The 23,833-nt window shown below is 70.6% G+C and carries 17 protein-coding genes and 1 pseudogene; 13 read left to right on the top strand and 5 right to left on the bottom strand.

Annotated features, from left to right (window positions below):
• The first annotated feature begins 2 nt into the window (after positions 1 to 2).
• The 10 genes from Voc01_RS27220 to Voc01_RS27175 all read left to right on the top strand — a co-directional run bounded on the left by Voc01_RS27220 (position 3) and on the right by Voc01_RS27175 (position 12,087).
• A complete protein-coding gene (locus Voc01_RS27220) occupies positions 3 to 2,726 on the top strand; it encodes a branched-chain amino acid ABC transporter permease/ATP-binding protein (protein ID WP_203930409.1) in 2,724 nt (907 codons plus the stop codon).
• Complete coding sequence (locus tag Voc01_RS27215; RefSeq protein ID WP_203930408.1) at positions 2,723 to 3,931, top strand: acyl-CoA dehydrogenase family protein; 1,209 nt, start codon at positions 2,723 to 2,725, stop codon at positions 3,929 to 3,931. Before Voc01_RS27220 ends, Voc01_RS27215 begins: the two co-directional genes overlap by 4 nt.
• The gene (locus Voc01_RS27210) at positions 3,931 to 5,097 is read left to right on the top strand and encodes an acyl-CoA dehydrogenase family protein (RefSeq protein WP_203930407.1); all 1,167 of its coding nucleotides are present in this window, start codon (positions 3,931 to 3,933) and stop codon (positions 5,095 to 5,097) included. The genes Voc01_RS27215 and Voc01_RS27210 overlap by 1 nt, the downstream gene beginning before the upstream one ends.
• Positions 5,094 to 6,635 (top strand): class I adenylate-forming enzyme family protein, encoded by a 1,542-nt coding sequence (locus tag Voc01_RS27205; RefSeq protein WP_203930406.1) that lies wholly within the window; start codon positions 5,094 to 5,096, stop codon positions 6,633 to 6,635. The genes Voc01_RS27210 and Voc01_RS27205 overlap by 4 nt, the downstream gene beginning before the upstream one ends.
• Entirely contained in the window at positions 6,635 to 8,086 is a 1,452-nt protein-coding gene (locus Voc01_RS27200) for a 4-hydroxyphenylacetate 3-hydroxylase N-terminal domain-containing protein (RefSeq protein ID WP_203930405.1), read from the top strand. Before Voc01_RS27205 ends, Voc01_RS27200 begins: the two co-directional genes overlap by 1 nt.
• Complete coding sequence (locus Voc01_RS27195) at positions 8,083 to 8,940, top strand: enoyl-CoA hydratase/isomerase family protein (protein ID WP_203930404.1); 858 nt, start codon at positions 8,083 to 8,085, stop codon at positions 8,938 to 8,940. The genes Voc01_RS27200 and Voc01_RS27195 overlap by 4 nt, the downstream gene beginning before the upstream one ends.
• The gene (locus Voc01_RS27190; RefSeq protein ID WP_203930403.1) at positions 8,937 to 9,236 is read left to right on the top strand and encodes a putative quinol monooxygenase; all 300 of its coding nucleotides are present in this window, start codon (positions 8,937 to 8,939) and stop codon (positions 9,234 to 9,236) included. The genes Voc01_RS27195 and Voc01_RS27190 overlap by 4 nt, the downstream gene beginning before the upstream one ends.
• Complete coding sequence (locus tag Voc01_RS27185; protein ID WP_203930402.1) at positions 9,233 to 10,351, top strand: alpha/beta fold hydrolase domain-containing protein; 1,119 nt, start codon at positions 9,233 to 9,235, stop codon at positions 10,349 to 10,351. Before Voc01_RS27190 ends, Voc01_RS27185 begins: the two co-directional genes overlap by 4 nt.
• Complete coding sequence (locus Voc01_RS27180; RefSeq protein WP_203930401.1) at positions 10,351 to 11,517, top strand: thiolase family protein; 1,167 nt, start codon at positions 10,351 to 10,353, stop codon at positions 11,515 to 11,517. Before Voc01_RS27185 ends, Voc01_RS27180 begins: the two co-directional genes overlap by 1 nt.
• Positions 11,518 to 11,607: 90 nt before the next feature.
• A complete protein-coding gene (locus tag Voc01_RS27175; RefSeq protein ID WP_203930400.1) occupies positions 11,608 to 12,087 on the top strand; it encodes a nuclear transport factor 2 family protein in 480 nt (159 codons plus the stop codon).
• An 88-nt stretch (positions 12,088 to 12,175) separates the two neighbouring features.
• Here the strand turns inward: Voc01_RS27175 and Voc01_RS27170 are convergent, their stop codons facing one another.
• From Voc01_RS27170 to Voc01_RS27160, 3 genes are all read right to left on the bottom strand, one after another.
• The gene (locus Voc01_RS27170) at positions 12,176 to 12,646 is read right to left on the bottom strand and encodes an RICIN domain-containing protein (RefSeq protein WP_203930399.1); all 471 of its coding nucleotides are present in this window, start codon (positions 12,644 to 12,646) and stop codon (positions 12,176 to 12,178) included.
• A 795-nt stretch (positions 12,647 to 13,441) separates the two neighbouring features.
• Positions 13,442 to 14,857, bottom strand: a complete 1,416-nt coding sequence (locus tag Voc01_RS27165) for an Hsp70 family protein (protein WP_203930398.1) — start codon at positions 14,855 to 14,857, stop codon at positions 13,442 to 13,444.
• An 88-nt stretch (positions 14,858 to 14,945) separates the two neighbouring features.
• A complete protein-coding gene (locus Voc01_RS27160; protein ID WP_203930397.1) occupies positions 14,946 to 15,410 on the bottom strand; it encodes a S26 family signal peptidase in 465 nt (154 codons plus the stop codon).
• Between the two features lie 153 nt (positions 15,411 to 15,563).
• Between Voc01_RS27160 and Voc01_RS27155 the strand changes: the two genes are divergently transcribed.
• Positions 15,564 to 17,567, top strand: coding sequence for an Hsp70 family protein (locus Voc01_RS27155; protein ID WP_203930396.1), 2,004 nt, complete (start codon positions 15,564 to 15,566; stop codon positions 17,565 to 17,567).
• 125 nt (positions 17,568 to 17,692) lie between these two features.
• On the opposite strand, the pseudogene Voc01_RS27150 reads toward Voc01_RS27155, so the two are convergent.
• A pseudogene (locus Voc01_RS27150) lies at positions 17,693 to 18,449 on the bottom strand (transposase family protein); the annotation flags it as partial.
• Between the two features lie 160 nt (positions 18,450 to 18,609).
• On the bottom strand, positions 18,610 to 19,290 hold the full coding sequence (locus tag Voc01_RS27145; RefSeq protein WP_203930395.1) for a DUF6348 family protein: 681 nt from the start codon (positions 19,288 to 19,290) through the stop codon (positions 18,610 to 18,612).
• A 570-nt stretch (positions 19,291 to 19,860) separates the two neighbouring features.
• On the opposite strand from Voc01_RS27145, the gene Voc01_RS27140 reads away from it, so the two are divergent.
• Complete coding sequence (locus Voc01_RS27140) at positions 19,861 to 20,187, top strand: CU044_2847 family protein (protein WP_203930394.1); 327 nt, start codon at positions 19,861 to 19,863, stop codon at positions 20,185 to 20,187.
• Positions 20,139 to 23,833 (top strand): trypsin-like peptidase domain-containing protein (locus tag Voc01_RS27135; RefSeq protein WP_307781594.1); only part of this gene is annotated, 3,695 nt, incomplete at its 3' end. The genes Voc01_RS27140 and Voc01_RS27135, both read left to right, overlap by 49 nt.

The raw sequence follows: 23,833 nt of genomic DNA, 5'->3' as shown, positions 1-23,833 counted from the left end.
CCGTGGAGATCGTCCAGTTCATCCTGCTCGGCCTGGGTATCGGCGCGATCTACAGCCTCCTCGGCCAGGGCCTGGTGCTGATCTACCGGGGTTCCGGGATCGTCAACTTCGCGCAGGGCTCGTTCGTGATGGTCGGCGGCTTCGCGTACTACGAGTTCCGCGTGTCGCTCGACTGGCCGGCGGTCCCGTCCGTCGTCCTCGCGACCGCGGTCGGCGTGCTGTTCGGCGTCGCCGTGCAGTACCTGATCCTGCGGCCGATGCGCACCTCGTCGCCGATCGAACGGGTCATCGCGACCCTGGGCGTGCTGCTCACCCTGCAGGCCGCGGCGGTGCTGCGGTACGGGGTCAGCAGCACCAGCGTCCCCTCGTTCCTGCCCACGAACGCCGTGGAGCCGCTACCGGGCGCGTCGCTCGGCGTCGACCGGCTCATCATCCTGGTGATCGGGGTCGTCCTCACCGTCGCGTTGTACTGCGTCTTCCGCTTCACGGCGTTCGGGCGGGTCGCCAGCGCCATGGCCGAGAACCAGCGGGCGGTCGCGAGCCTGGGCCACTCCCCCGACCGGATCGCGGTGGCGAACTGGGCGCTCGCCGCCGGCATCGCGGCCCTGGCCGGCGCGCTCATCGGTCCCATCACCTACCTGCAGCCGACGCAGCTCACGCTGCTGGTCGTACCGGCGCTCGCGGCGGCGCTGCTCGCGCGGTTCGTCTCGTTCCCGATCGCGTTCGCCGGCGCACTGGGGATCGGCGTCGTGCAGTCGCTGCTGACGCGCTACGTCACCGTGACGGGCTGGGGCGACAGCGTCCCGTTCGTGGTCATCGTCGCCTACCTGGTGCTGCGGGGAAGCTCGCTGCCGCTGCGCAGCCACGTGCTGGAGCGGCTGCCCAGCGTCGGCGACGGCCGCATCCGCGTCGTCCCGACGGTCGTGGTCGTCGGCGCGTTCGCGTTCCTCATCGCGTTCGTGGTGCCGCCGGTGTGGGCGCAGGCGCTGACGGTCACGATGGCGTTCGGCATCCTCACCCTGTCGGTCACCGTGGTGACCGGGTACGCCGGGCAGCTGTCGCTGGCGCAGTACGTGCTCGCCGGGTCCGGCGCCTTCGCCGCGGCGACGTTCGTCTCCCGCGCGGGCTGGAGCTTCCTGCCGGCGCTCCTGGGCGCGATGGCGGCCGCGGCGCTCGTCGGCGTGCTGGTCGCGTTGCCGGCGCTGCGCACCCGCGGCATCAACCTCGCCATCGCCACGCTCGGCATGGGCATCGTGCTGTTCAGCCTGGTGCTCAGCGACTTCAAGTTCGCCGGCGGCGACACCGGCATCCCGATCGAGGAGCCGTCGATCCTCGGCTGGGAGTTCGGCGCGATCCTGCACCCGTACAACTACGGGCTCGTGACGCTCGCGGCACTGACGCTCAGCGCCCTGGCCGTGGCGAACCTGCGCCGTGGCCGGGTCGGCCGGCGGCTGCTCGCCGTGCGGTCCAACGAACGCGCGGCGGCGGCCCTCGGCGTCAACGTCTACGTCGGGAAGCTGTACGCGTTCGCGCTCGCGTCGGCGCTCGCCGCGCTCGCCGGTGTCCTGCTGGCCTTCCAGGGCGTCACCGTCCTGCCGGCCCAGTTCGACGTGCTCACCTCGATCACCGTCATCGGTGTCGCGGTGGTCGGCGGCATCGGGACCATCGGCGGCGCGATGCTCGCGGCGACACTGCTCCCCGGTGGCGTCGGCACCCAGATCCTGCACGGCGCCGACAACCTGGAGCGCTTCCTGCCGCTGATCAGCGGCCTGTTCCTGCTCTACGTGCTGCGCAGCGGCCGCAACGGCCTCTACGAGATGAACGCCCACCTGGTGCGCCGGATCGGCAAGCTGCTGCGGGTCCCCTCCGTCAAGGCCCGGCCGCCGAAGGCCCGGCCACCGGAGAGCGCGACCGTCGAGGAGCAGCACGACCGGCCGCCGTCGCGGACCCTGCGCGTATCCGACCTGCGGGTGCAGTTCGGCGGCGTCGTCGCCGTCGACGACGTGTCCCTGGACCTCGTCCCCGGCGAGGTGCACGGCCTGATCGGACCGAACGGCGCCGGCAAGACCACTGTCATCGACGCGCTGACCGGTTTCGTGCGGCCCACCCGCGGCACGATCCGGCTCGACGACGTCGCGATCGGGCCGTGGAGCGCGCGGCGCCGGGCGCGGGCCGGGCTGGCCCGGTCGTTCCAGTCCCTGGAGCTGTTCGCCGACCTGTCCGTGCGGGAGAACCTCGCGGTCGCCTGCGACGACGGCGGCGGCCGGCGGTACCTCAGCGACCTCGTCGCGCCCGGCCGCATCCGGCTGACGCCGCCGGCGCTCGCGGCCATCCGGGAGTTCCGGCTCGAGGACGACCTCGACCGCAAGCCCGGTGAACTCGCGTTCGGCAAGCGGCGTCTCGTCGCGATCGCCCGGGCGGTGGCGGCCGACCCGCGCGTGCTGCTGCTGGACGAGCCGGCCGCCGGGCTCAGCGACGACGAGGCCCGCGAGCTGGGCACGCTGATCCGGACGCTGGCCCGCGACTGGGACATGGGCGTCCTGCTCGTCGAGCACAACGTCGACCTGGTGCTCAGCACCTGCGACCGGGTCACCGTGCTCGAGGCCGGCGCCGTGCTGGCCCGCGGGACGCCCCGGGAGGTCGCCCGCGATCCGCGGGTGGTGTCGGCCTACCTGGGCCGCGAGGCCGATGAAGCGGACGAGACCGACGAGGGAGCCCGGGTATGAGCAGCAGGGAGGCCGTGGCGGCCGAGGCGCACGCGTTCTTCTCCGCCCGCGCGCAGCGGCGGGAACGGCGCGGCATGCTGCACGGCGTCGGCGACGACGACGTGGTCGGCGTCGGGCTCACCCAGCCGGAGCACGAGGCGGCCGAGGTCGCCCAGGCCCGGACGTGGCAACGGGAGCTGTTCGACGCGGGGCTCGCCTGGCTCGACGGTCCCGTCGAGCTGGGCGGACGCGGCCTCGGCCACGACTACGTCGAGCTGGTCGCCGGCATCGCCGCGGAGTACGAGGTGCCGTCGACGTCGACCTACATGGTCAGCCACGGGATCGTGGCGCCGACGATCCTCGCCCACGGCACCGACGAGCAGAAGCGGGCCTTCCTGCCGGGGATCTGGCGCGGCGACCTGATCTGCTGCCAGCTCTTCTCCGAACCCGAGGCCGGCTCGGACCTCGCGAGCCTGCGCACCACCGCCGTCCGCGACGGCGACGACTGGATCGTCACCGGCCAGAAGGTGTGGTCGTCGTTCGCCCACGTCGCGTCGCTCGGCGAGCTTCTGGTGCGCACGGGTCCGCCGGAGAGCCGCCACCGCGGCCTGAGCATGTTCCTCGTCGACATGGACTCGCCGGGAATAGACGTGCGGCCGCTGCGGCAGGTGACCGGCTCCGAGCACTTCAACGAGGTCTTCCTCGACGGCGTGCGCGTGCCCGACTCGCGCCGGCTCGGACCGGTGAACGGTGGCTGGAACATCGCGATGACCACGGTCGGCAGCGAGCGTTCGGTGCTCGGCCGGGCCCACAACGGCATCATGATCGAGCCGGTGATCCGGCTGTTCGCCCTGGCCCGATCGACCGGCGCCATCGACGACCCGGCCATCCAGGACCTGCTGGCCGAATGCTGGGCGCGCGAGCAGGTGCTGCACGAGACCGCCACGCGGCTGCGCGACGCCGGCGGGCCGGCACCCGGGTCGGTGGTCAAGCTGATGACGACCTCCGACATGGAGTACTACTCCGACGTCGCCGCGCGGCTGCTGGGCTACCGGATGGTCGCCGACACCGGCGCCTGGGGCACCTACTCGTGGTCGCAGCTGCTGCTCAGCGCGCCGTCGCACCGCATCGCCGGCGGGAGCGACGAGATCCAACGCAACATCCTCGCCGAGCGGGTGCTCGGCCTCCCGCGCGAGGAGCGCCCGACCAGCGAGAAGAGCGCGTAGTGGACGACATCGAACAGCTGCGGCAGGTGGTCCGCGCCCATCTGGAACGCGACCCCGGCACGGCGCTGCGCGGCGGGTCCCTCGACCCGCGCGCGGCGCAGCGGCTCGACCGCGACCGCTGGCGGCGGCAGGCGACCGACCTCGGGCTCCCCGGCGTGCGCATCCCCGAGGAGTTCGGCGGCGCGGGCATGGGACTGGCCGAGGAGGTCGCCGTGCACACCGAGCTGGGCCGGGCGCTCGACGACGGCCCGTTCCTGACGACCTCGCTGATCGCCGCGGCGCTGGTGACCCTGTCGGACGACGAGGCCAACCGCGACCGGCTGGCCCGGATCGCCGCCGGCGACCTCGTCGCCGTGCCCGTGCTGCCGATCGAGGAGACGTTCCCGCTGGAGTACCCGCACGCCAAGGAGGTGCCCGGCGGGGACTTCGAGATCCGCGGCGAGCTGCCGTGCGTCGTCGACGTGACGGTGGCCGACGCGCTCCTCGTGCTCGCCGAGTACCGGGGCTACCACGCGTTCTTCTGGGTGGAGACCAGCGACCCGGGCGTGGAGACCGTCCCGCTGGCCACCCTCGACCTGACCCGGCGCATGGGCACGGTGCGGCTGACCGGCGCCCGCGCCGTGCTGCTCGCCGAGCAGGACCGGGCCCGCGCCGGCGTGGCCGCCATCCGCCAGGGCGCGATCCTCGGCATGTCGGCCGAGTGCGTCGGCGCCGCCGCGCGGGCGCTGGAGATGGCCGTCGAGTACGTGAAGGTGCGCACCCAGTTCGGCCGGCCGATCGGATCGTTCCAGGCGGTCAAGCACAAGTGCGCCGACCTGCTGGTCTCGTTGGAGCGGGCCCGGTCGGCGCTGTCGGTCGCGGTGCGCTCGGTGCAGCACAACGACCCCATCGGACGGCGTCCGGAGTCACTGGCCGGGCTCGCGGTCGCGCGGATGTACTGCGGGCGGATCGGCGCCGAGATCACCCGCGAGGTCATCCACCTGCACGGCGGCATCGGGTTCACCTGGGAGCACCCGGCCCACCTGTACTACCGCCGCGCCGTGTCGAACCGGCAGCTGCTCGACTCGACCGGTCAGCAACCACGGCTGCTCACCGCGTCGGTCCTCGCCGCGCACGGCGAGGACGACCAGCTCGCCTCGTTCTACGCCGGGAAGGTGGGACGGTGACGCCGCTGTCCGGGCTGGCGCCGGGTGACTGGGTCACCGCGCAGGCGCGGTTCACGCCGCGGGCCGACTTCCTCGTCGCCGCCGACGGGCGCACCCGCACCTACGCCGAGGGCGATCAGCGGATCACCCGGCTCGCCCGGGCCCTGCGCGGGCTCGGGATCGGCCGCGGCGACCGGGTCGCGCTGCTCGCCGTCGACTCGCCCGAGTACGTCGAGGTGCTGCTCGCCTGCATGAAGCTCGGCGCGACGTACATCGCGCTGAACTTCCGGCTGTCGGCCGCCGAGATCCGCACGGTGCTCGCGGCCGGCGGTGCCCGGATCGTCTTCCACAGCGCCCGGTACGCGGAGATCGTCGACACCTTCGGGGTGCCGGTCGCGATCGACCTCGACGCCGGCTACGAGGAGTTCCTCGCCAGCGGCCCCGACGGCGGCGAGCTGTCGGCCGACACCGGCGACGACGACATCCTGAGCATCTCGTTCACCAGCGGCACGACCGGCACCCCGAAGGGCGTGCTGCAGTCGCAGCGCATGATCAAGGCGGTCACGCAGTCGGGGATCCTGGAGGTGGGCCTGCGCCCGGGCGACCTGATCCTGTCGGGTGCACCGCTGTTCCACGCCGCCGGGTTCGGGCACCTGCTGTACGGCGTCGCGCGCGGCGGGGCGTCGGTGGTGATGCCGCAGTGGGACGCCGAGGTGGCGCTGTCCTGGCTCGGCTCGGGACGCGTGCGGCACGCGCTGCTGGTCCCCAGCATGATCATCGAGCTGCTCGAACACCCGAAGCTCGCCGGGACCGACTTCTCCGGCCTGCGCTCGATCATGTACGGCGGGGCGCCGATGCCCACGTCGGTCATCCGGCGCATGGTCGAGGTCTTCGACTGCGACCTGCACAACGGGTTCGGCGCCGGCACCGAGGCGGGCGGGCAGCTGGTCCTGCGGCCCGAGGACCACCGCCGTGCCCTCGCCGGTGAGGAGTGGCTGCTCGGCACGATCGGCCGGCCCGCCTTCGGCTGCGACGTGCGGCTGCTGGATCCCCTGGGAGCCGAGGTCCCCGACGGCGAGATCGGGGTGATCGCGAGCCGCGGCGACACGGTGATGAGCGGCTACCTCGACCGGCCCGACCTCACCGCGCAGGCCGTCCGCGACGGGTGGTTCGTCGCCGGTGACCTCGCCTGGAAGGACGAGGAGGGCTTCCTGCACCTCGCCGGCCGCGCCGACGAGATGATCATCCGCGGCGGCGAGAACATCTACCCCGTCGAGATCGAGGACGTGGTCGGCGGGCATCCGGCCGTCGCCGAGATCGCGGTCGTCGGCGAGCCCGACCCGCGGTGGGGCCAGGTGGTGACCGCGGTCGTGGTGCTCCGGGAGGGCCACCGCGCGCCGACGGCGGCCGAGGTGAAGGAGCACTGCCGCGGCCGGCTGGCCAGCTACAAGGTGCCGCACCGCATCGTCGTCGTCGGGTCGCTGCCCCGCAGCCCCGTCGGCAAGACCGACAAGATCCTGCTGCGGGAACTACTGACACAGGCAGAGGAGCCCACCTGATGCTCACCGGAGACCAGTACCTGGAGTCGCTGCGCGACGGTCGCCGGGTCTTCATCAACGGACACTCCGTGCCCGACGTGACCACCGAGCCGCTGCTGCGCGGGCCGGCGCTGGCCGCGAAGCTCGGCTACGACCGGCACTACCGGCCCGGCGACGACGTCCACGGCCCGTACTTCTTCATCCCCACGTCCGTCGACGAACTGCGCGAGACCCAGCGGCAGCAGCTGCACTGGGACTTCCCCACCATCTCCACGGCCGCCGCGCTGCTCATGGTGCTCACCGCGGCCAGCCGGATGCGGGCGCAGCACCCGCAGTACGCCGAACGCGCGCTGGCCTACTTCGAGCGGAGCAAGCGCCGCGACATCCGCGTCGTGCAGGGGATCACCGACGCCAAGGGCAACCGTGCGCTGTCGCCGGGCAAGCAGGACGACCCCGACCTCTACGTCCGCATCGTCGACCGCGCACCCGACGGGGTCGTCATCCGCGGGGCCAAGCTGCACATCTCGTCGGCGGCGGTCGCGCACGACATCATGGTCATGCCGACCAAGCGGATGAAGGCCGGCGAGGAGGACTGGAGCGTCGCCGCCGCGGTGCCGGTCAACGCGCCCGGGGTGCGGATCATCAACGCCTCGTTCGCGCCGCGGCCCGACCTCGACCCGGACTTCTACCCGTACAGCTCCCGGCACGTGATGACCGAGGGCCTCATCGTCTTCGACGACGTCTTCGTCCCCAACGAACGCCTGTTCCTGGCCGGCGAGCTGGAGCACTCGGCGACGTTCGTGCACTCCCTCGGCCTGTGGGAGCGGCTGGGCAGCGTCGGCAGCTACGTGCGGCTCGCCGACACGCTCGTGGGGCTGGCACACCTCGTCGCCGAGGCCAACGGGCTGCTGCGGGTCGCGCACATCAAGGACAAGATCGCGGAGATGATCGTCTACGCGACGCTCATCCGCGCCGCGTTCGAGGCCGCGATGACCCACGCCACGTTCACCCCGGAGGGCTGGGCCTCGCCCGACGAGCTGTTCACCAACGCCGCGAAGTACCACGCGGCCGCGAACTTCTCCACGATGGTCCGCAACCTGCACGACATCGCGGGCGGCTCGGTGCTGACCGCGCCGTCGCTGCGCGACCTCCACAACCCGGAGACCGCCGCCGACCTGCGCAAGTACATGCGCACCATGGAGGGCGTCGACGCCGGCTACCGGATGCGCCTGTTCCACGCGATCCGCGACTTCACCGCCGACGCCTACGGCGGCTGGAAGCACGTGACCGTGATCCAGGCCGGCGGCGGCCTCTACGCCCAGAAGGTGGTCGTCACCAACCACTTCGACATGGAGGCCGCGAAGGCGCTCGCCCGCGAGACAGCCGGCGTCACCGCGTCCGGCGAGGTCCTCAGCGGGCTGCACCGGTTCGGCCCGCACGGGTACGGGCACGGCGCCGACGAGGGCGCGTGAGGTACGAGGAGTCCACGTTCGCGTGGACCGCCCCGTCCACCCGTGACCGGCCCGACGGCCTCACGCGGGTCCGGTGCGAGACCGACGACGGCGTCGCCACGGTGACCCTGGACCGGCCCGACCGGCTGAACGCCATCGACCGCACCATGCTCGACGAGCTCGCCGCCGTGCTCGGCTGGTGCGACGCCGACGACGAGGTCGGCGCGGTCGTGCTCACCGGCGCCGGGCGCGCCTTCAGCGCCGGATCGGAGCTGACCGACGACGGTTTCGGTGGCGCCGGCGCGCCGTGGGTCGCGCCGTACCAGGTCCGCAAACCGGTGCTCGCCGCGGTCCGGGGCGCGGCCGTCGGCGCCGGGCTCACGCTGGCCATGCAGTGCGACGTCCGGTTCGTCGCCCACGACGCCGTGCTCGCCCTCCCGTTCGTCCGGCTCGGCGTCACCGCCGAGTGGATGGGCCACTGGACCCTCGTCCGGCACGTCGGCCTCGGCCGCGCGCAGGAGCTGCTGCTCACCGGTCGCCGCTTCACCGGTGCCGAGGCGGCCGCGTGGGGACTGGCCGCCGCGGCGCTTCCGGTGGACGAGGTCCTCCCCCGCGCCCGGGCCCTCGCCCGCGAGATCGTCGACCACGGCGCACCGGTCGCCGTCGCCGCGACCAAACGCCTGCTCTGGGAGGCCACGCGGGCCGACCCGTTCGACCACGCGCGCACCGAGCGGCAGGTGATGGAGGCGCTCCTCGACCGCCCCGACGCCCGCGAGGGTGTCGAGGCGTTCCTGCGGCGCCGCCGCCCCGTCTGGACCGGCCGGGCGTCGACCGGCCTTCCCCCATGGCCGACCGAAAGGGTGCCCCTGCCATGATCATCATCAGCGGCTTCATGGAGCTGGACCCCGGCGACACCGACGAGTTCGCCCGGCTCAGCGCCGCGCTGTGCGTCGCCAGCCGCGCCGAGGACGGCTGCTCGGACTACCGGTTCGCCCGCAGCGTCGAGGACCCGGCGCGCTTCGACATCTTCGAGGTCTACGACACCGACGCGGCGCTCGAGGAGCACGCCCGCGCCGGGCACTACCGGAAGTGGCGCAGCGCCGTGCGCGGGCTCGGCGTGCGGCGCACCCACGTGGTCCGGTACACGGTCACCGAAGGGACACCCGCATGACCGCCGTCGACCGGGAGTTCATCGGGGTCCCCTCGCCGGCCCTGGGCCGCGCGGGCGCCGGTGGCCATCCGCTGCAGGGCTTCTACTACACGCCGTCCGGTCGGAGCCCGCGGACGGCGCTGATCGCCAGCCACTACAACGTCGACTTCTCCGAGCACTACCTGGCGACCCGCATGGCCGAACGCGGCTACGGGTTCCTCGGCTGGAACACCCGCTTCCGCGGCGCCGAGCACCTGTTCTCCCTCGACCACGCGCTGGCCGAGATCGGCGTCGGTGTGCGGCTGCTGCGCGAGCGCGGCGTCGACACCGTGGTGCTGCTGGGCAACTCCGGCGGCGGGTCGCTGATGGCGGCCTACCACTCGCAGTCGCGCGAGCCGAACATCCGCCCGCCCTACGGCCGGTCCACTGTCTTCGAACCGGCCCTGCACCTGCCGCCGGGCGACCTGATGGTCTTCCTGGCCGCCCACCCCGGCCGGCCGGAGTGGATCACCCGGACCATGGACCCGTCGGTCGTCGACGAGAACGACCCGAACGCCGTCGACCCGGAGCTCGACATGTACGACCCGCGTCACCGCGGCTCGTACACGCCCGGGTTTCTCGCGCGCTACCGGTCCGCCCAGATCGAGCGCAACCACCGACTGACCGCATGGTGCCGGACGCAGCTCGACGCCGCGCGGACGCTGCCGGCCCGCGACCGGATCTTCACGATGGGACGCACGTGGGCCGACCCCCGCTACGTCGACCCGGCCATCGACCCGTCGGAGCGACCGACGCCGATGTGCTACTTCGGCGACCCGAAGCGGGCCAACTACGGCGTCATGGGCGTCGGGGTGGTCAGCACGATGCGGACCTGGCTCAACATGTTCAGCCTGGAGGAGTCCGACTGCATCGTCGCGCCGCACCTGGCGCGCCTGGACCTGCCCACGCTCGTGGTGCAGCCCGACGCCGACAGCGGCGTGTTCCCCAGCGACGCGCGTGGCCTCTACGACGGGGCGGCCACGACGGACAAGGAGTTCGTGACGCTGCCCGGTGACCACTACTTCGTGGGACCGGACGGCGCCCGCGACACGGTGGCCGACACCCTCGCCGACTGGCTCTCCGGAAGGGCGAACTGATGCGTCACGCGGTCGTCGTGGACATCGTCCGCACCCCGTCGGGCAAGGGAAAGCCGGGCGGCGCGCTGTCCGGCGTGCACCCGGTCGACCTGTACGCCACCGTGCTGCGCGCCCTCGTCGAGCGCACCGGCCTGGACCCGGGCCGGGTCGAGGACGTCATCACCGGCTGCGTCAGCCAGGCCGGTCAGCAGGCCATGAACGTCGCCCGCACCGCGGTGCTCGCCGCCGGCTGGCCGGCGTCGGTGCCGGCCACGACCATCGACCGGCAGTGCGGCTCCAGCCAGCAGGCGATGCACTTCGCCGCGCAGGGCGTCATGGCCGGCGCCTACGACATCGTGGTCGCCGGTGGCGTGGAGTCGATGAGCCGGGTGCCGATGGGCGTCACCACGATGGGCGAGGACTGGCAGGGGCCGGCGGTCGCCCGGCGCTACCCGGACGGCCTGGTCGGCCAGGGCGTATCCGCCGAGCTCGTCGCCCACCGGTGGCGGCTGTCGCGGGAGCGGCTCGACGGGTACGCGGCCCGGTCGCACCGCCTCGCCGCCGAGACCGCCGCGACCGGCGGCTTCGACGACGAGATCGTGCCGGTCGACGGCGTCACCGCCGACGAGACGGTCCGCCCGGCCACCACCGAGGCGGGCCTGGCGGGGCTGCGCACCGCGTTCGACGTCCCCGACCTGCGCGACCGGTTCCCGGACCTGGACTGGCGGATCACCGCGGGCAACTCCTCGCCGCTGACCGACGGCGCCTCGGCGGCGCTGATCATGGCTGAGGACGTGGCCGCGCGGCTCGGCCTGCGCGCGCGGGCCCGCTTCCACGCGTTCGCGGTGGCCGGCGACGACCCGCTGCTCATGCTGACGGCGCCGATCCCGGCCACGCGGATGGTGCTCGAACGGGCCGGCCTGGGCATCGACGCGATCGACGCCTACGAGGTGAACGAGGCCTTCGCGCCGGTGCCGCTGGCCTGGCTGGCCGAGATCGGCGGCGACCCCGACCGGCTCAACCCCCGCGGCGGCGCGATCGCGCTGGGCCACCCGTTGGGTGCCTCCGGCGTCCGGCTGATGGCCACGATGCTCAACCACCTGGAGGCCACCGGCGGCCGGTACGGGCTGCAGACGATGTGCGAGGGCGGCGGCATGGCCAACGCCACCGTCGTCGAGCGCCTCTGACCGGGCGGGTCGGGGCGGGGAGCGTTTCGGGAGCGTCCGGGGAGCGGTGCGGACGAGGGTGGGTGCGACAACGACCCATCTGGAGGACCCATGCGAAGAACACTCCTCGTCGCCCTCGCCGGCCTCGTCGCCAGCGTCGGTGTCGCGGTGCCGACCGCGGCGTCGGCCGGCTCCGAGGAACGGCAGAACCGCCGCTGTGCCCAGGAGTTCCACGCGGCCGTCGTGGAGGACAACGACGCCTACAACTCCCGTGACGCGCAGCGGTACGAGCGCATCCTCAACCCCCGCATGATCTTCTGGGCCGACGGCGTGGCGACCTACGGCCGCGACGCCATCATGGCCAACGCCCGGCAGGCGTTCGCCGTGCCCGGGTGGGTCTGGCTCTACGAGATCAAGACCGAGACGGTGTACGGCTGCCACTCCGGCATCGCCGTCCTCGAGGCGCACGTCAACTACCCGGAGACCGGCAAGGACATCCACTACGAGGTGACCATGGGCCTGGTCAAGGAGCACGGGCGGTGGTCGGTCGCCATCGACAACGTGCACCGGGTCAGCCCGCCGCCCGCCTGACCCACCGGTACGGCCGCTGAGCGTGGCGCCCCGCCGCGCTCAGCGCCACCACTCCGAGCGGCCCGGCCAAGACACAGGAGCCCGTCGCCTACCGGGTCACGAAGCGCCAGTGCTGGTAGCGGCTGTTGACGGTCACGTTCATCCGCACCCCTCGGCTGACACTGCCGTCGAGGGCGCGGTCGTCGTCGTACGCGGCGTTGAACAGCTGGAGGTTCTCTCCCGACTCCCAGACCTGCCAGGCGCCGTAGTTGCACGGCAGCATCCGCGCACCGGACGTGACGCTCCCGTCCAGGCACACGGTGCCGCTGGCCCGGTTCATGAGGATGTAGGAGTCTCCGTCGAGGAAGGTGCTCGTCCACCGCTGGTACGGGCTGGCCGCGTTGCACATGCTCAGGCGGACGCCCTGGGAGACGCTGCCGTCCAGGCACAGTTCGGTCGCGTCGTTCACGATCAGCTGGCCCGGGTTGTCCGCGGCCCGGGCCGGTGAGCCGACGGCCACCTGAGCCACCATGATCGTGATGACCGCGGCCACGGTTCGGATGAGGACTCTTGTACGCACGTCAATACCTCCAGTTGCGCGGAATGGAACGCGCCACTCCCCCATGCGGAGTTTCGGTCCGGGCCAAATCTATTGATCTCGGTCCTTGTGGTCAACGCATCGACCCAGATAGGTCGTCAGGCGCTTTACGGTCCCGCACGAAATCGCGCGAGATGCTCCTGGTGAGGCAGCGGCGACCGTTCAGGCACCCCCGTTTGGCGTCACGGTGCGTAACGTTCACAGAATCGACCCCGGGCCGATTCGCATCAACAAGATCGGCTTCCAGGAACCATTCAGGTACTTCAACCAGTCGAGGGATCGAGGGGCCAAGATCGCGCCCCCGATGCCCCTTACTCCCCGTGACAACACTTGGATGCCCGGTTCGACTGTTTCGCGCCGCCGTCAACCGGACAAGATCAGCTTTTCAGGAACGACAGTGAAGTCCCGCTGCACTCTCGTTCCTCAAAGGCTAATCTTGGTGCGTCGATCGACCCGGGCCGACTCCGCGAACGTCACGCACAGTGACACCACTCAGGCATGGCGCACGCTGGAGGAACCTGTACATCGCAGCAGGCCAGGAGGCCGGTGCGAGTACCTGGACAGTTACCAGGAACAGACGTGAAGACGCTGACTTCACTGTCGTTCCTGAGAAGCTGATCTTCGCCGGCTGAAGGTGCGCGAAACGGCCGCATCGGGCATCGAGGGGTTGTCACAGAGAACAAAGAGCGATCCCGAACCGTGGACCGGCGGCGGTTGGTAACCCGCATTGTGAGCAGCGGTGACTCACCTGTGTTCCCGCCGGAACCGCGTCGACGCTCAGCTGTTGAACGGGTCGATGAACGCCAGGGCGATCAGCAGCGTCCACCAGGCGAGGAAACCGATCACGAGATAACGCGCCGTCCGGTTGTGGTACCAGCGCCGCCGCACGTACGGACCCGACGGCTGCACCGGCTGGGGCATCGGCTGCGGCGGTGCCTGGTATGGCGCCTGATGCGGCATCGTCGCCGGCGGCATCGTCGCCGGCGGCATCGTCGCCGACGGCATCGTCGCCGACGGCATCGTCGCCGGCGGCATCGTCGCCGGCGGTGCTTGCCGTACGGGTGCGTACGGCGCCGCGGGACCATACGCCGGCGTCTGTACGACGGCGTGCAGGCTCCCCTCCGACACCACCAGCTCCGGATGGTCGAGCACGGTCGGCGCGATCCGCAGGGTCCGGTGCAGCAGCGTGCCGGCCAGCGGGATCCGCGACGACCCGCCCACCAGGAACACACCCGCGACAAGCTCCGGCGGGACGCGGGCCTCACCGAGCACCGTGCGGGTCAGCGTCGCCGTCCGCTCCAGGTGCGCGTGGGCGGCCCGATCGAACTCCTCGCGGGTCAGGTGGACCCGCGCACCGACCAGTGGCACGGCGAACTCCGCGGTCGGGTGCCGCGACAGCTGCTCCTTCGCCGCCCGCGCGCCCTGCCACAGCTGCCGCCGCGCCTGCCGGTCGGGCTCGTCCCGCGGCCAGTCCAGCCGCCGCCACAGTTCCGTCGCGCCACCGTCGGTGGCGCCGCCGGTGGCGCCGTCAGTGGCGCCCGCGGTGGCGCGGGCGTGCGCCACGACGACCGCGTCGAGGTCGAGGCCGCCCACGTCGTCCAGGCCCGCCGTCGCCAGAACCTCGTACGTGGACCCGCGTGGGCGCACGACGCTCACGTCGAACGTCCCGGCGCCCAGGTCGTACACGACCACCGAGTGCCCGGCCGGAACCCGCGCACCGGCCACCGCGACGAAGTACGCCGCGGCCGCCACCGGCTCCGGCACGAACCGCACCGGACCCAGCCCGGCCCGGCCGGCGGCGTCGGCCAGCACGGCCAGCCGGGTGGCGCCCCACGCCGCCGGATGGGTCACGGCGACCTCGGCCGGTGCCCGTCCACCGACGCGCGTCGCCTCGTCGGCGACCCGGCGCAGCACGGCGGTGAGCAGCTCCGCCACCGGGATCTCCCGCTCGCCCAGCCACACCGTGCCGTCGTCGATACGCCGCTTCGGGTTCGCCTCGAAGCCGCCGGGGTCCAGCGCCGCCGCGCGTTCGGCGTCGGCGCCGACCACGAGACCGCGCCCCGACGCGTGCACCGCCGACGACAGCAGCGGCGACGCGTCGAACAGCAGCTGTCGGGCACGCCCGTCGGAGCCGACGACCGTGGCCACGGTCGTCGACGTCCCGAGATCGACGCCCAGGCGGTAACCGTTCACCCGGACACCCTAGAAGAGGTGCCCGGTCCGCGGGCCCGCGCGGTGCCCGGCGGAAGAACGATTTCCTTATGGAGAACGAAATGGCGGCTCAGCCCATGCGCCGCACGACGACGCCGAGTACCCGGTCGACCGGCGCGTAGCCCCAGAACCGGGAGTCGGTGCTCTCCCCGACGTTGTCGCCGATCACGACCAGCCGCCCGACCGGGACCGGCGTGCCCGCGGGAGCGCCGACCCCGCGCACCGCCGACGGCGGAACCGGGTCGCCCGGTGCCGCGGCGATCCGCTTGATGTACCACCGGCTGGTGCCGACCGCGCGGGCCGGCAGCGGCGCGGTGTCCCAGCTCTGGTGGTCGGCGTGCTGCTGCAGCACCACGACCTGCCCGAGGCGCAGCGCCGACGGGGCGACGCGCCGCACCAGGACCCGGTCGCCGTGGGTGAACGTCGGCGCCATGCTCATCCCGTCGACGGTCACCACCGCGAAGCGCCGGCGCACCCCGTCGATCGCCAGCAGGACGGCCGCGACCGCGACGACGACCACGGCGGCATACAGCATCGGTCCCCCGCCCCTCAGGTGCGGGTCACACGCTACCCGCTGGCCCGACAGCCCACCGTGGTCGGCCGAACGGGTGCGCCGCGGCGCCCATCGGGCAGTTCACGGGGTGCGGCGGCGACCCGGACCGCCGCGCGACGTACGGCCGGTATGGGTATGCCGTCGCCGGGTTACCAGCTCGGGATCGACTACGGGACATCGAACACGGTCGCCGTCCTGCGGTGGCCGCAGGGCCGGGTGCGGCCGTTGCTGTTCGACGGCTTTCCGCTGCTGCCGTCGGCGGTGTTCGCCAACCCCGACGGGTCGGTCGTCAGCGGGCGCGACGCCGTGCGCAGCGCCAGCCTGGCACCGGCCAACTACGAGCCGCACGTGAAGCGGCGCATCGACGACCTCGACGTGCTGCTCGGCGACCGGGTCCACCCGGTGGTCGACCTCATCGCGGTCACGTTGCGCCGCGTCTACGCCGAGGCGGTACGGGCCGCCGGCACGCACCCGGCGGCGGTCTGCCTGACGTATCCGGTGGCGTGGGGACCGGCGCGCCGGTCGGCGTTGACGCAGGCGGCACAGGCGGCCGGCATGCCGCAGCCGGTGCTCGTCCCGGAACCGGTGGCCGCGGCGTCCTACCTGGCGGCGGTCGGTGGCGGGCGGGGCGGCGACTGCATGGTGGTCTACGACCTCGGCGCCGGCACGTTCGACGTCAGCGTGGTCTGCCACACCCCGGCGGGCTTCGAGACGTTGGCGTCGCGTGGCCTCGACGACTTCGGCGGCCTCGACCTCGACGCGCAGATCGTCGCCGCCGTCGGCCGTGCGCTCGCCGGCCGCGCACCGGACGTGTGGCGGCGGTTGAGCACCCCGTCGGGACCGTCGGACCTGCGGCATTTCCGCGCCCTGTGGAACGACGCCCGCGAGGTGAAGGAGGCGTTGACCCGCCAGTCGTCGGCCGGCCTGTACGTGACGCTCGCCGAGTCCGACGTCCTCGTCACGCGGGAGGAGTACGAGCGGGCCGCGCTGCCGCTGCTGGCGCGCACGGTGGAGGTGGCCGAACGGTGCGTCCGCGAGGCCCGGGTTCCCCGTGAGCGCATCTCGTCGCTGTTCCTCGTGGGCGGCGGCAGCCGCACGCCGATGGTCGCCACGCTCCTGCACCGCGCGCTCGGCCTCGCACCGACCATCACCGAGCAGCCGGAGACCGTGGTGGCCGAGGGCGCGTTGACGTTGGTCGCGCCGGTCCGGGATCCGCTTCTCGTGCCGGTCACCGCCGCGCGGGGCGGCGCGGGGACCGCGTGGCCGCCTCCGCCGGTCCCGTGGAACCCGGCTCCGCGGCCGCCGGCGGCCGTGCGGCCGCAACCACCGCCGGCGCCGCAACCACCGGCGCCGCCGCGGGTGAGCGAGTTCGTCCGCAGGCGCGGCCTGATCGCGACGGCCGGCGCGGCGCTGACCGTGCTGGGCCTGCCCGTGGCCGCCTGGGGCCTCGCCGCGATCTCCTCGGACACGTTCACGCCGGAGGATGTCCAGGTGGCGACGACCGTGCTGCTGGTGCCCGCCGGCGCGCTGGTGACCGCCGGGCTCGCGCTCCTCGGCCGGTCGCTGGACCGCCGCATCCTGCGCGTCGGCCCCGACGGCATGACGGTCGCCACCGCGAACCCGTGGTCCGCCAACGCGTTGCGGATCCTCGGCCCGGTCGTCGCCGGCCTGACGTTCCTCGCGACCGGCCTGTTCGTGAAGGATTTCGACTACCGCCTCACCGAGAACTTCCATTCGACGCTGTACCACCCGGAAGCGGCCCAGATCATGCTGCTCGGCGCCCTCTGGCTGCTCCTCGCGGTCGCGCTGGGCCGCCGGGCCGCGGTGCGCTCGGGCCGGTGGCGGCGCGCGTTCGCCGCCGGTAACGAGGTCCACAGTGGACACGCGTACGCCCGGCACCACTTCCCCTGGCGCGCCATGGAGATGGTCACCGTCCGGCGGGTCGGCCCCCGCCGCGCCCGAACCGTTCTCGTCGGCGCCGCGCCGGACTCCGAGCTGTTCGGCACCCCGGCGACCGCGGACCGGTTCCACAAGGGGCAGCGGGCGTTCACGGTGTGCGACCTGTCCGCGTCACTCATGCCGACCGCGGAGGTGACCCTGGCGATCCGTCGACACTGCGGGGACCTGTGGCGCCCGTGAGCCCCGATGGCCCTGGAGGACCGCATCCGTCGCGCCGGCGCAATGTCACGTTCCCGCGATACAGTTCCCGCCGCTACAAGGGCCAATGAGCCGTTTTCATCCTGGCTGGCGCTGCTCCTCGGTGGGTTGAAGACGAAGATCGCGGCGAGGAGCTGGGTTGCTCGTTGTGGGCAGCAGTGCAGTCTGGCCACCACCTTCCAGGTCTTGAGGGTGGCGTTCGCGCGTTCGCCGAGGGCTCGGATCTTGGCGTGGGATCGGTTGACGGCCTCCTGGTTACGCGACAGCGCCGGCCGCGGGTGGTGCCGCTTGTGCGGCGTGCGGATGGTGCCGCAGCACCCTGGTATCCCTTATCTGCGAACGTCATCACATCCTTGTCTGCCAAGGCGTCGATGATGCCGTGCTCACGCGCGGCGGTCAGGTCATGCGTCGAGCCTGGCAGCGCCGGTGACACCCACCTCAGCCGCCCGGCGCAGTCGGCGATCACCTGGATGTTGACGGCGTGATGGCGGGGCGTGCCTGCGTGGTAGCGCCGGTTTGCGCTGCCGCCGAGCCGGTCGTACGGATCAGGGTGCCGTCGAGGATCGCGAAGGCCAGCCGGGCGATCGAGGCCATCGCCTGCGCCAGGGTCGGCGCGGTCGCGGCGAGGAGATCGACGGCCTCGCGGATGTAGCGCCACGCGGTCGTGGGACCGATCTCGAACCCGGCCGCCGGCCGAGCCGGCGTGTCGCCGTTTCGTAGGTGTGCCAACGCGAGCAGCACCTGTCGACCGGGTGGCAGGCGGCGCCATCGTGACCGCAGTTCCTTACGCCGGGCTCGGATCAGGTCGGCTAGGTGGTTCAGGGTGCGGTTGGACAACGAGATCGACGACGGGTAGGTCAGCATGCGAGAGGCTCCCTGGCGAGGGGCAGCTCTGTCGACCCCGATCGATCTCACCCCACTGGGCACGAGCTGTTCGCGGTGATACTGGCGTGGGCCCAGAGCCATGGACCGCGTCTTCGCGGCCCTCGCCGAGTTCGACGGGCAGCCGCCTGACCCGCCGTGATCAGTCGGGGCCGACCAGCAGGATGAACGTGCGTGCGAGACTGTAGATGTCGCTCCGGGGCCAGTCGAGCGCGGCAAGCGCCTCGCCGGACGGCTCGTGCCGCCGGCCGTTGATCCGTACCTCGCACTCGCTGTAGTCGCCGCCTTGGCCGACCAGCATGCGGATGCCGTTGAGGTGGGGCCGGTCGAGTTCCGGCGCGATGACCGGCGCGAGCGTTGCCCACGGCATCGTCTCGGCGAACCAGTGCTGCTTGGCCTGCGATCCGTCCAGGGACCAGCCCGTGGCAGCGCCGACGATTGCGTGCCAGCCCGGGAACCCGCCCTCGTCGGTCGACCGGAAGTGCTCGGCCAGCCGCCCCTTCTGCTCAATCACCTCCAGGGCCGTGACCAGGCAGGTTTCACTCCACGCCTGAACCGCCTGACGGGTCGCCTCGACCGGATCGGCCGCGAGGCCCATCGTGCAGTCGCCGATCGGCGGCAGATCCGGCCGGTCGGCGTTCAGCAGGATCTCGAGGTCGAGGTGCCGGGGGTCATCGACGTCCGACGGAAGGACCCGTATGCCGACAGACCCCGCCCTGAGCATCGGCTCGTCGGTGAGGCGCCATTCACCACCGACCATCCCGGTGATCACAGGTGCGGCGACCTCCAGCACCTGCCGCGCGGAAAGAGGTGCGTCGACCATGGTCGATCAGCGTACCGGCAACGGATCAGCCGACAAGGTCGGGCCGCTGCCGCTCCTCGCCGAGCCATGGTGGGCGAGGAAGCAAAGACGTCTTTCAACCACCGAGGAGCACCGCCAGCCAGGCTGAAAAGGGCTCAATGTGCCAGGGGTGCCTGTAGACACCTTTTGTCCAGCTCGGCCGGCACGGTGTGACCCTGGCTGCTGACGTTTCGTTCGTGGTGACCCGTCTGTCAGGTCTCACTCAAGCGAGTTGATCTAGTTGTTCAGCATTCTGATCGCACGACCGCAGGCAGCGGCGTTCCAGCACTTCCGCACATCGCGACCAATCCCTTCGCCGTCTTTGGCGCAGTTCCACCTCGTGCATCCACGTGACCCGTGCTCATTGCCCGGCCTGGACAGGCAGGCACCAGACCGACCTGTCGCTCACGGCCGAAACCTCCGGCGCAACAGCGGCACTGAAGGCGCCGACGATGCGAAAGAACCTCCGGTACGGCGGCAATCGACATTGTGGCCGGCGCCGCATTCGGGAAACACCGCTAATATGTGGGCACCTGGCGCTTGGAGGCCGCGATGACCGAGGTTGTTCGGTACACGGTGGACGATGGCTCAGTCGTCCAGTTCGAGGTTGATCCACCTGCGGGGTTCGATCGAGCTTCGACAGACCGGGTACTCGGCCGGATCCGCTCGGCGGTGGATCCAACGTTGGTAGCTGCTCGAGAAGTGCTCGAGCAGGCAAAGACTCTGGTGCCGGATGAAGTCGAAGTCAAATTCGGAATCAAGGTCTCAGGAAAGGCGAATTGGCTGATCGCCAAGGCCGCCACGGAGGGCAACTTTGAGGTCACACTGCGGTGGCAGCCCGGGACCGGCCGACCCGACAGCGAGACCCCGCCTACGTGACGCCATCCCTGGCTCCAGCAGAGGATCCGTGGACGCTCGCGGTACATCGCGAAGAGAGCGGGTTCGTGCCTATTGGCACCGCAGTCGCGATCTCGAAACGCCAGGTACTCACGTGCGCTCACGTAGTCCTTGACAACTTCGATGACTCCGTACCGTTGGAACTGGTGACACCACTGTGGGTGTCATTCCCCAAGGTCACGTCTTTGTGGAAGGTCCGCCGCCGCGTGGCAAGGGTCGAGTATGACGCTGACCTTCCGCAAATTGCCGATGTGGCAGTACTGCACTTGGAGGAGGACCTACCTGGCGCGGTTACTCCCGCCCGATTGAAGTTGTTGGAACCGGAAGTCCTGGTTGGCCTCAGATGGTGGGCGTTCGGATTCCCTGCCACTAGTCGTCCCAACGGAAACGAGGCCGACGGTACGGTCGCGGCGAGGCTGGCGCATGGCTGGGTTCGCCTCGACACTGAATCGCCTTATCCAGTTGAGAAGGGATTCTCGGGCGGTGGGTTATGGGTTCCCGAGTACAACGCTATCGCAGGGATAGTAGGGCAGGCCCTGCCTTCCGGCGATCGCAAAGGCGATGCACAAGCGTTGACTCTGGCCCAGGCGCATATCTTTCTACCTGCGGCCAATCTGCGTTTCTATGGAGGTTGGTCGCCGGAAGATGCCGGTTTGTCTGCCCTTGCGGAGTGGGGCTGGAATCTGTCGGACGACCCAGAGGCCGGTCGACACTGGCGCCCGCGTGGCCGCGGGGTGATGAACGATCTGGATCATGGGTACCGGTTCCAGGGACGGTCCGCCGCCTTGACGGAAATCATCGCGTGGTTGGACCGTCCGGATCCGGATCGACGCGTGTTGGTGGTGACCGGCTCTCCCGGCGCTGGCAAGTCGGCGGTACTGGGCCGGATCGTCACTACCGCCGACAGGGAGCTCCGATTGCAGGTTCCATCCCTGGACACCGCGCTACGTGCCACCGCGGGTTCTGTGGGATGTGCGGTTCACGCCAAAGGCAAGACAGCACTCCAAGTAGCGACCGAAATCGCCCGCGCGGTGGGCGTTCGACTACCGAGTCAAGTCGACGACCTCGTACCCTCGGTGCAGAGGTTCCTGACGAAACAGCCGCGCCGCTTCAATGTTGTCATCGACGCTGTCGACGAAGCCACTACACCAGAACAAGCCCGTTCCTTATTGATCGACGTGGTCCTTCCGTTGGTTCAAGGATGCGGTGGACTCGGCGTCCAGATCGTCTGTGGAAGTCGACACCATGATGCGGCCGGCAATCTGTTGGAGGTGCTGGACGCAGCAGCGAAGATCATTGACCTCGATCACGAGGCATACTTCGTGCTGGCCGACCTTGAGGCCTATGCCGCAGCAAACCTGGCAATGGATGACGCGGCGCGTCCCGCCAACCCCTACGCTGACCCGACAATCGCTCGACCTGTGGCCAGGCAAATCGCTGCTCTGGCAGAACCAAACTTCCTGATCGCCGGACTGGATGCCCGTCGACGCGGAATGTACGACGAAGTCGCCGCCGATCCAAACAACCTGACTCTGACACCAACGGTGCGCTCTGCCCTCGACGCGTATCTGGACAAGATCCCGCCCGTAGGAGATGTGCCTGCTCGCGTGCTACTCACCTCGCTGGCATATGCAGAGAACCCGGGTTGGACAACGCTGTTGTGGCGTGTCGCGAACGGCGCTCTCGGCGTTACCGTCGAGCCACACAAACTGGATTGGTTCGCACGCTCCGCCGCTGCAAGCTTTATCATCGAAAATTCCGTTCTTGGCGGAGCGCCGGTCTTCCGCCTGTTCCACCAGGCCCTGAACGACGTGCTGCTCCGCGCACGGGGAACCGGTGGTATTCGCGCCGACCAGCAGCACCTCACGCTGGCATTCCTTGCACACGGGAGAGATCAGGGCTGGGCGAACGCACCCGAGTATCTGTTGCAGTCGCTGCCTCGGCACGCCCACGATGCCGGCCTGATAGACGACGTCCTAGCCGACGACGAGTATCTTCTTCACGCCGACCTGACTCCCCTACTGTCTCCCGCCAACGGTGCACGTACCGAGATCGGGCTCGCCCGAGCGAGAACGATTCATCTCACTCCACAGGCAATCCGAGTGGAAGCCCCCGAACGCGCCGCCATGTTCAGCGTGACCAACGCCCTCGAAAAACTGAATCCTCTGCCGCAACGTCAGAAACTCCTGTACCGTGCCCTGTGGGCCTCGGCCCGTCCTCGCACAGAACTTCGTCGCCTCGACGGGAACACTGTCTCGATACGCGCCATCAGTGTACTCGACGCTCACGATCCCCCATTGCTCGCGACGGCAGGGCTAGACAGCTCGGTTCGAATCTGGAATCCCGCCGTCGGTTCAGAACTACGGCGCTTTGATGGTCATACGGACGCAGTTCAAGCGGTGTGCGCCCTTACGATCAATGGCCAACAACTCCTTGCGACCGGCAGCGACGACGCTACGGTGCGCATCTGGGATCCCATCGCTGGGTCAGAACTACGGCGCCTTGTCGGCCACACCAGCGGGGTGCAGGTCGTTTGTGCCCTCGAGGTAGACGGCCGGCAGTTGCTGGCCACCGGCGGCCGTGACTCATCGGTGCGGATCTGGGACCCGGCCACAGGCAGACAACTGCACTATCTCGACGGCCACACCGGCACGGTGCTGGCGGCGTGCGCAATCACCGTCGATCATCGACAGCTCCTGGTCACCGGCAGCCGTGACTCATCGGTACGGATCTGGGACCCGGCCACAGGCACACAACTGCAACACCTCGATGGCCATACCAACTGGGTGCGGGCGGTGTGCGGTGTGAATCTTGACGGCCGTTCCCTGGTGGCCTCGGGAAGCGACGATGCCTCGGTCCGAATCTGGGATTCGTCGACCAGTAGCGAGGTACTGCGGCTCCGTGGACGCATTCTGTCAATCCGAGCCTTGTGCACCATTGTCCTCGACCGTAAACAGTTGCTGGTCACAGGCGGTCGCGACCCTTCGGTGCGGATCTGGGACCCGGCCACGGGGGCTGAACTTCAGCACCTCGACGGCCACACAGCCTCCATCCGCGCCATGTGCGCACTGGATCTCGACGGCCAGCAGATGCTTGCTTCGACCAGCGATGACAAGACCGCACGAATCTGGAAACCCGTTCCTGAATCCGGCCCGCGCTCTCCCAACCTGTTCACTGATCCGGTTCACGCCATCTCGGCGGCAATCTTCGACGACAAGCACCTGCTCGCAACCGCGAGTGGCGGCCGATCGCTTCAGATTTGGGACCCGGCAACCGGCAAGGAGCTTCATCGCCTCGACGGTCACATCGCCCGGATTCCGGTTCTCTGTGCCGTCAACAGTGCGGGCCGTCAGTTGTTGATGACCGGTGGCCGCGACCCGTTTCTCCGATTCTGGGACGTGTCTGCGGGCAAGCAGGTTCGGCGTCTGACCGGTCCGAGCGAAGGAATCATCGCGGCTTGTCCTGTGGACTTCGAAGGCAGCCAACTTCTGACAATCGCGTGTGGCGACCAGTCGGTGCGAATCTGGGACCCAGCGACCGGCGAAGAACTCCAGCGATTGATCGGTCACACCGGCTGGGCGCAGGCAATATGCACACTCGTGGTCGACGACCGCCAGCTGGTTGCCAC

It is taken from the genome of Virgisporangium ochraceum (genome assembly GCF_016863655.1).
GTDB lineage: Bacteria > Actinomycetota > Actinomycetes > Mycobacteriales > Micromonosporaceae > Virgisporangium > Virgisporangium ochraceum.
Note: the sequence above shows the minus strand (reverse complement) of the source record. Positions and strands in the feature narration are given on the sequence as shown.

Excerpts from the sequence above, each read along its gene's own strand:
- Voc01_RS27215 (WP_203930408.1), top strand. The coding sequence starts at position 2,723 with ATGAGCAGCAGGGAGGCCGTGGCGGCCGAGGCGCACGCGTTCTTCTCC.
- Voc01_RS27140 (WP_203930394.1), top strand. The coding sequence starts at position 19,861 with ATGACCGAGGTTGTTCGGTACACGGTGGACGATGGCTCAGTCGTCCAG.
- Voc01_RS27145 (WP_203930395.1), bottom strand. The coding sequence starts at position 19,290 with ATGGTCGACGCACCTCTTTCCGCGCGGCAGGTGCTGGAGGTCGCCGCA.
- Voc01_RS27200 (WP_203930405.1), top strand. The coding sequence starts at position 6,635 with ATGCTCACCGGAGACCAGTACCTGGAGTCGCTGCGCGACGGTCGCCGG.
- Voc01_RS27175 (WP_203930400.1), top strand. The coding sequence starts at position 11,608 with ATGCGAAGAACACTCCTCGTCGCCCTCGCCGGCCTCGTCGCCAGCGTC.
- Voc01_RS27160 (WP_203930397.1), bottom strand. The coding sequence starts at position 15,410 with ATGCTGTATGCCGCCGTGGTCGTCGTCGCGGTCGCGGCCGTCCTGCTG.
- Voc01_RS27180 (WP_203930401.1), top strand. The coding sequence starts at position 10,351 with ATGCGTCACGCGGTCGTCGTGGACATCGTCCGCACCCCGTCGGGCAAG.
- Voc01_RS27190 (WP_203930403.1), top strand. The coding sequence starts at position 8,937 with ATGATCATCATCAGCGGCTTCATGGAGCTGGACCCCGGCGACACCGAC.
- Voc01_RS27185 (WP_203930402.1), top strand. The coding sequence starts at position 9,233 with ATGACCGCCGTCGACCGGGAGTTCATCGGGGTCCCCTCGCCGGCCCTG.
- Voc01_RS27155 (WP_203930396.1), top strand. The coding sequence starts at position 15,564 with ATGCCGTCGCCGGGTTACCAGCTCGGGATCGACTACGGGACATCGAAC.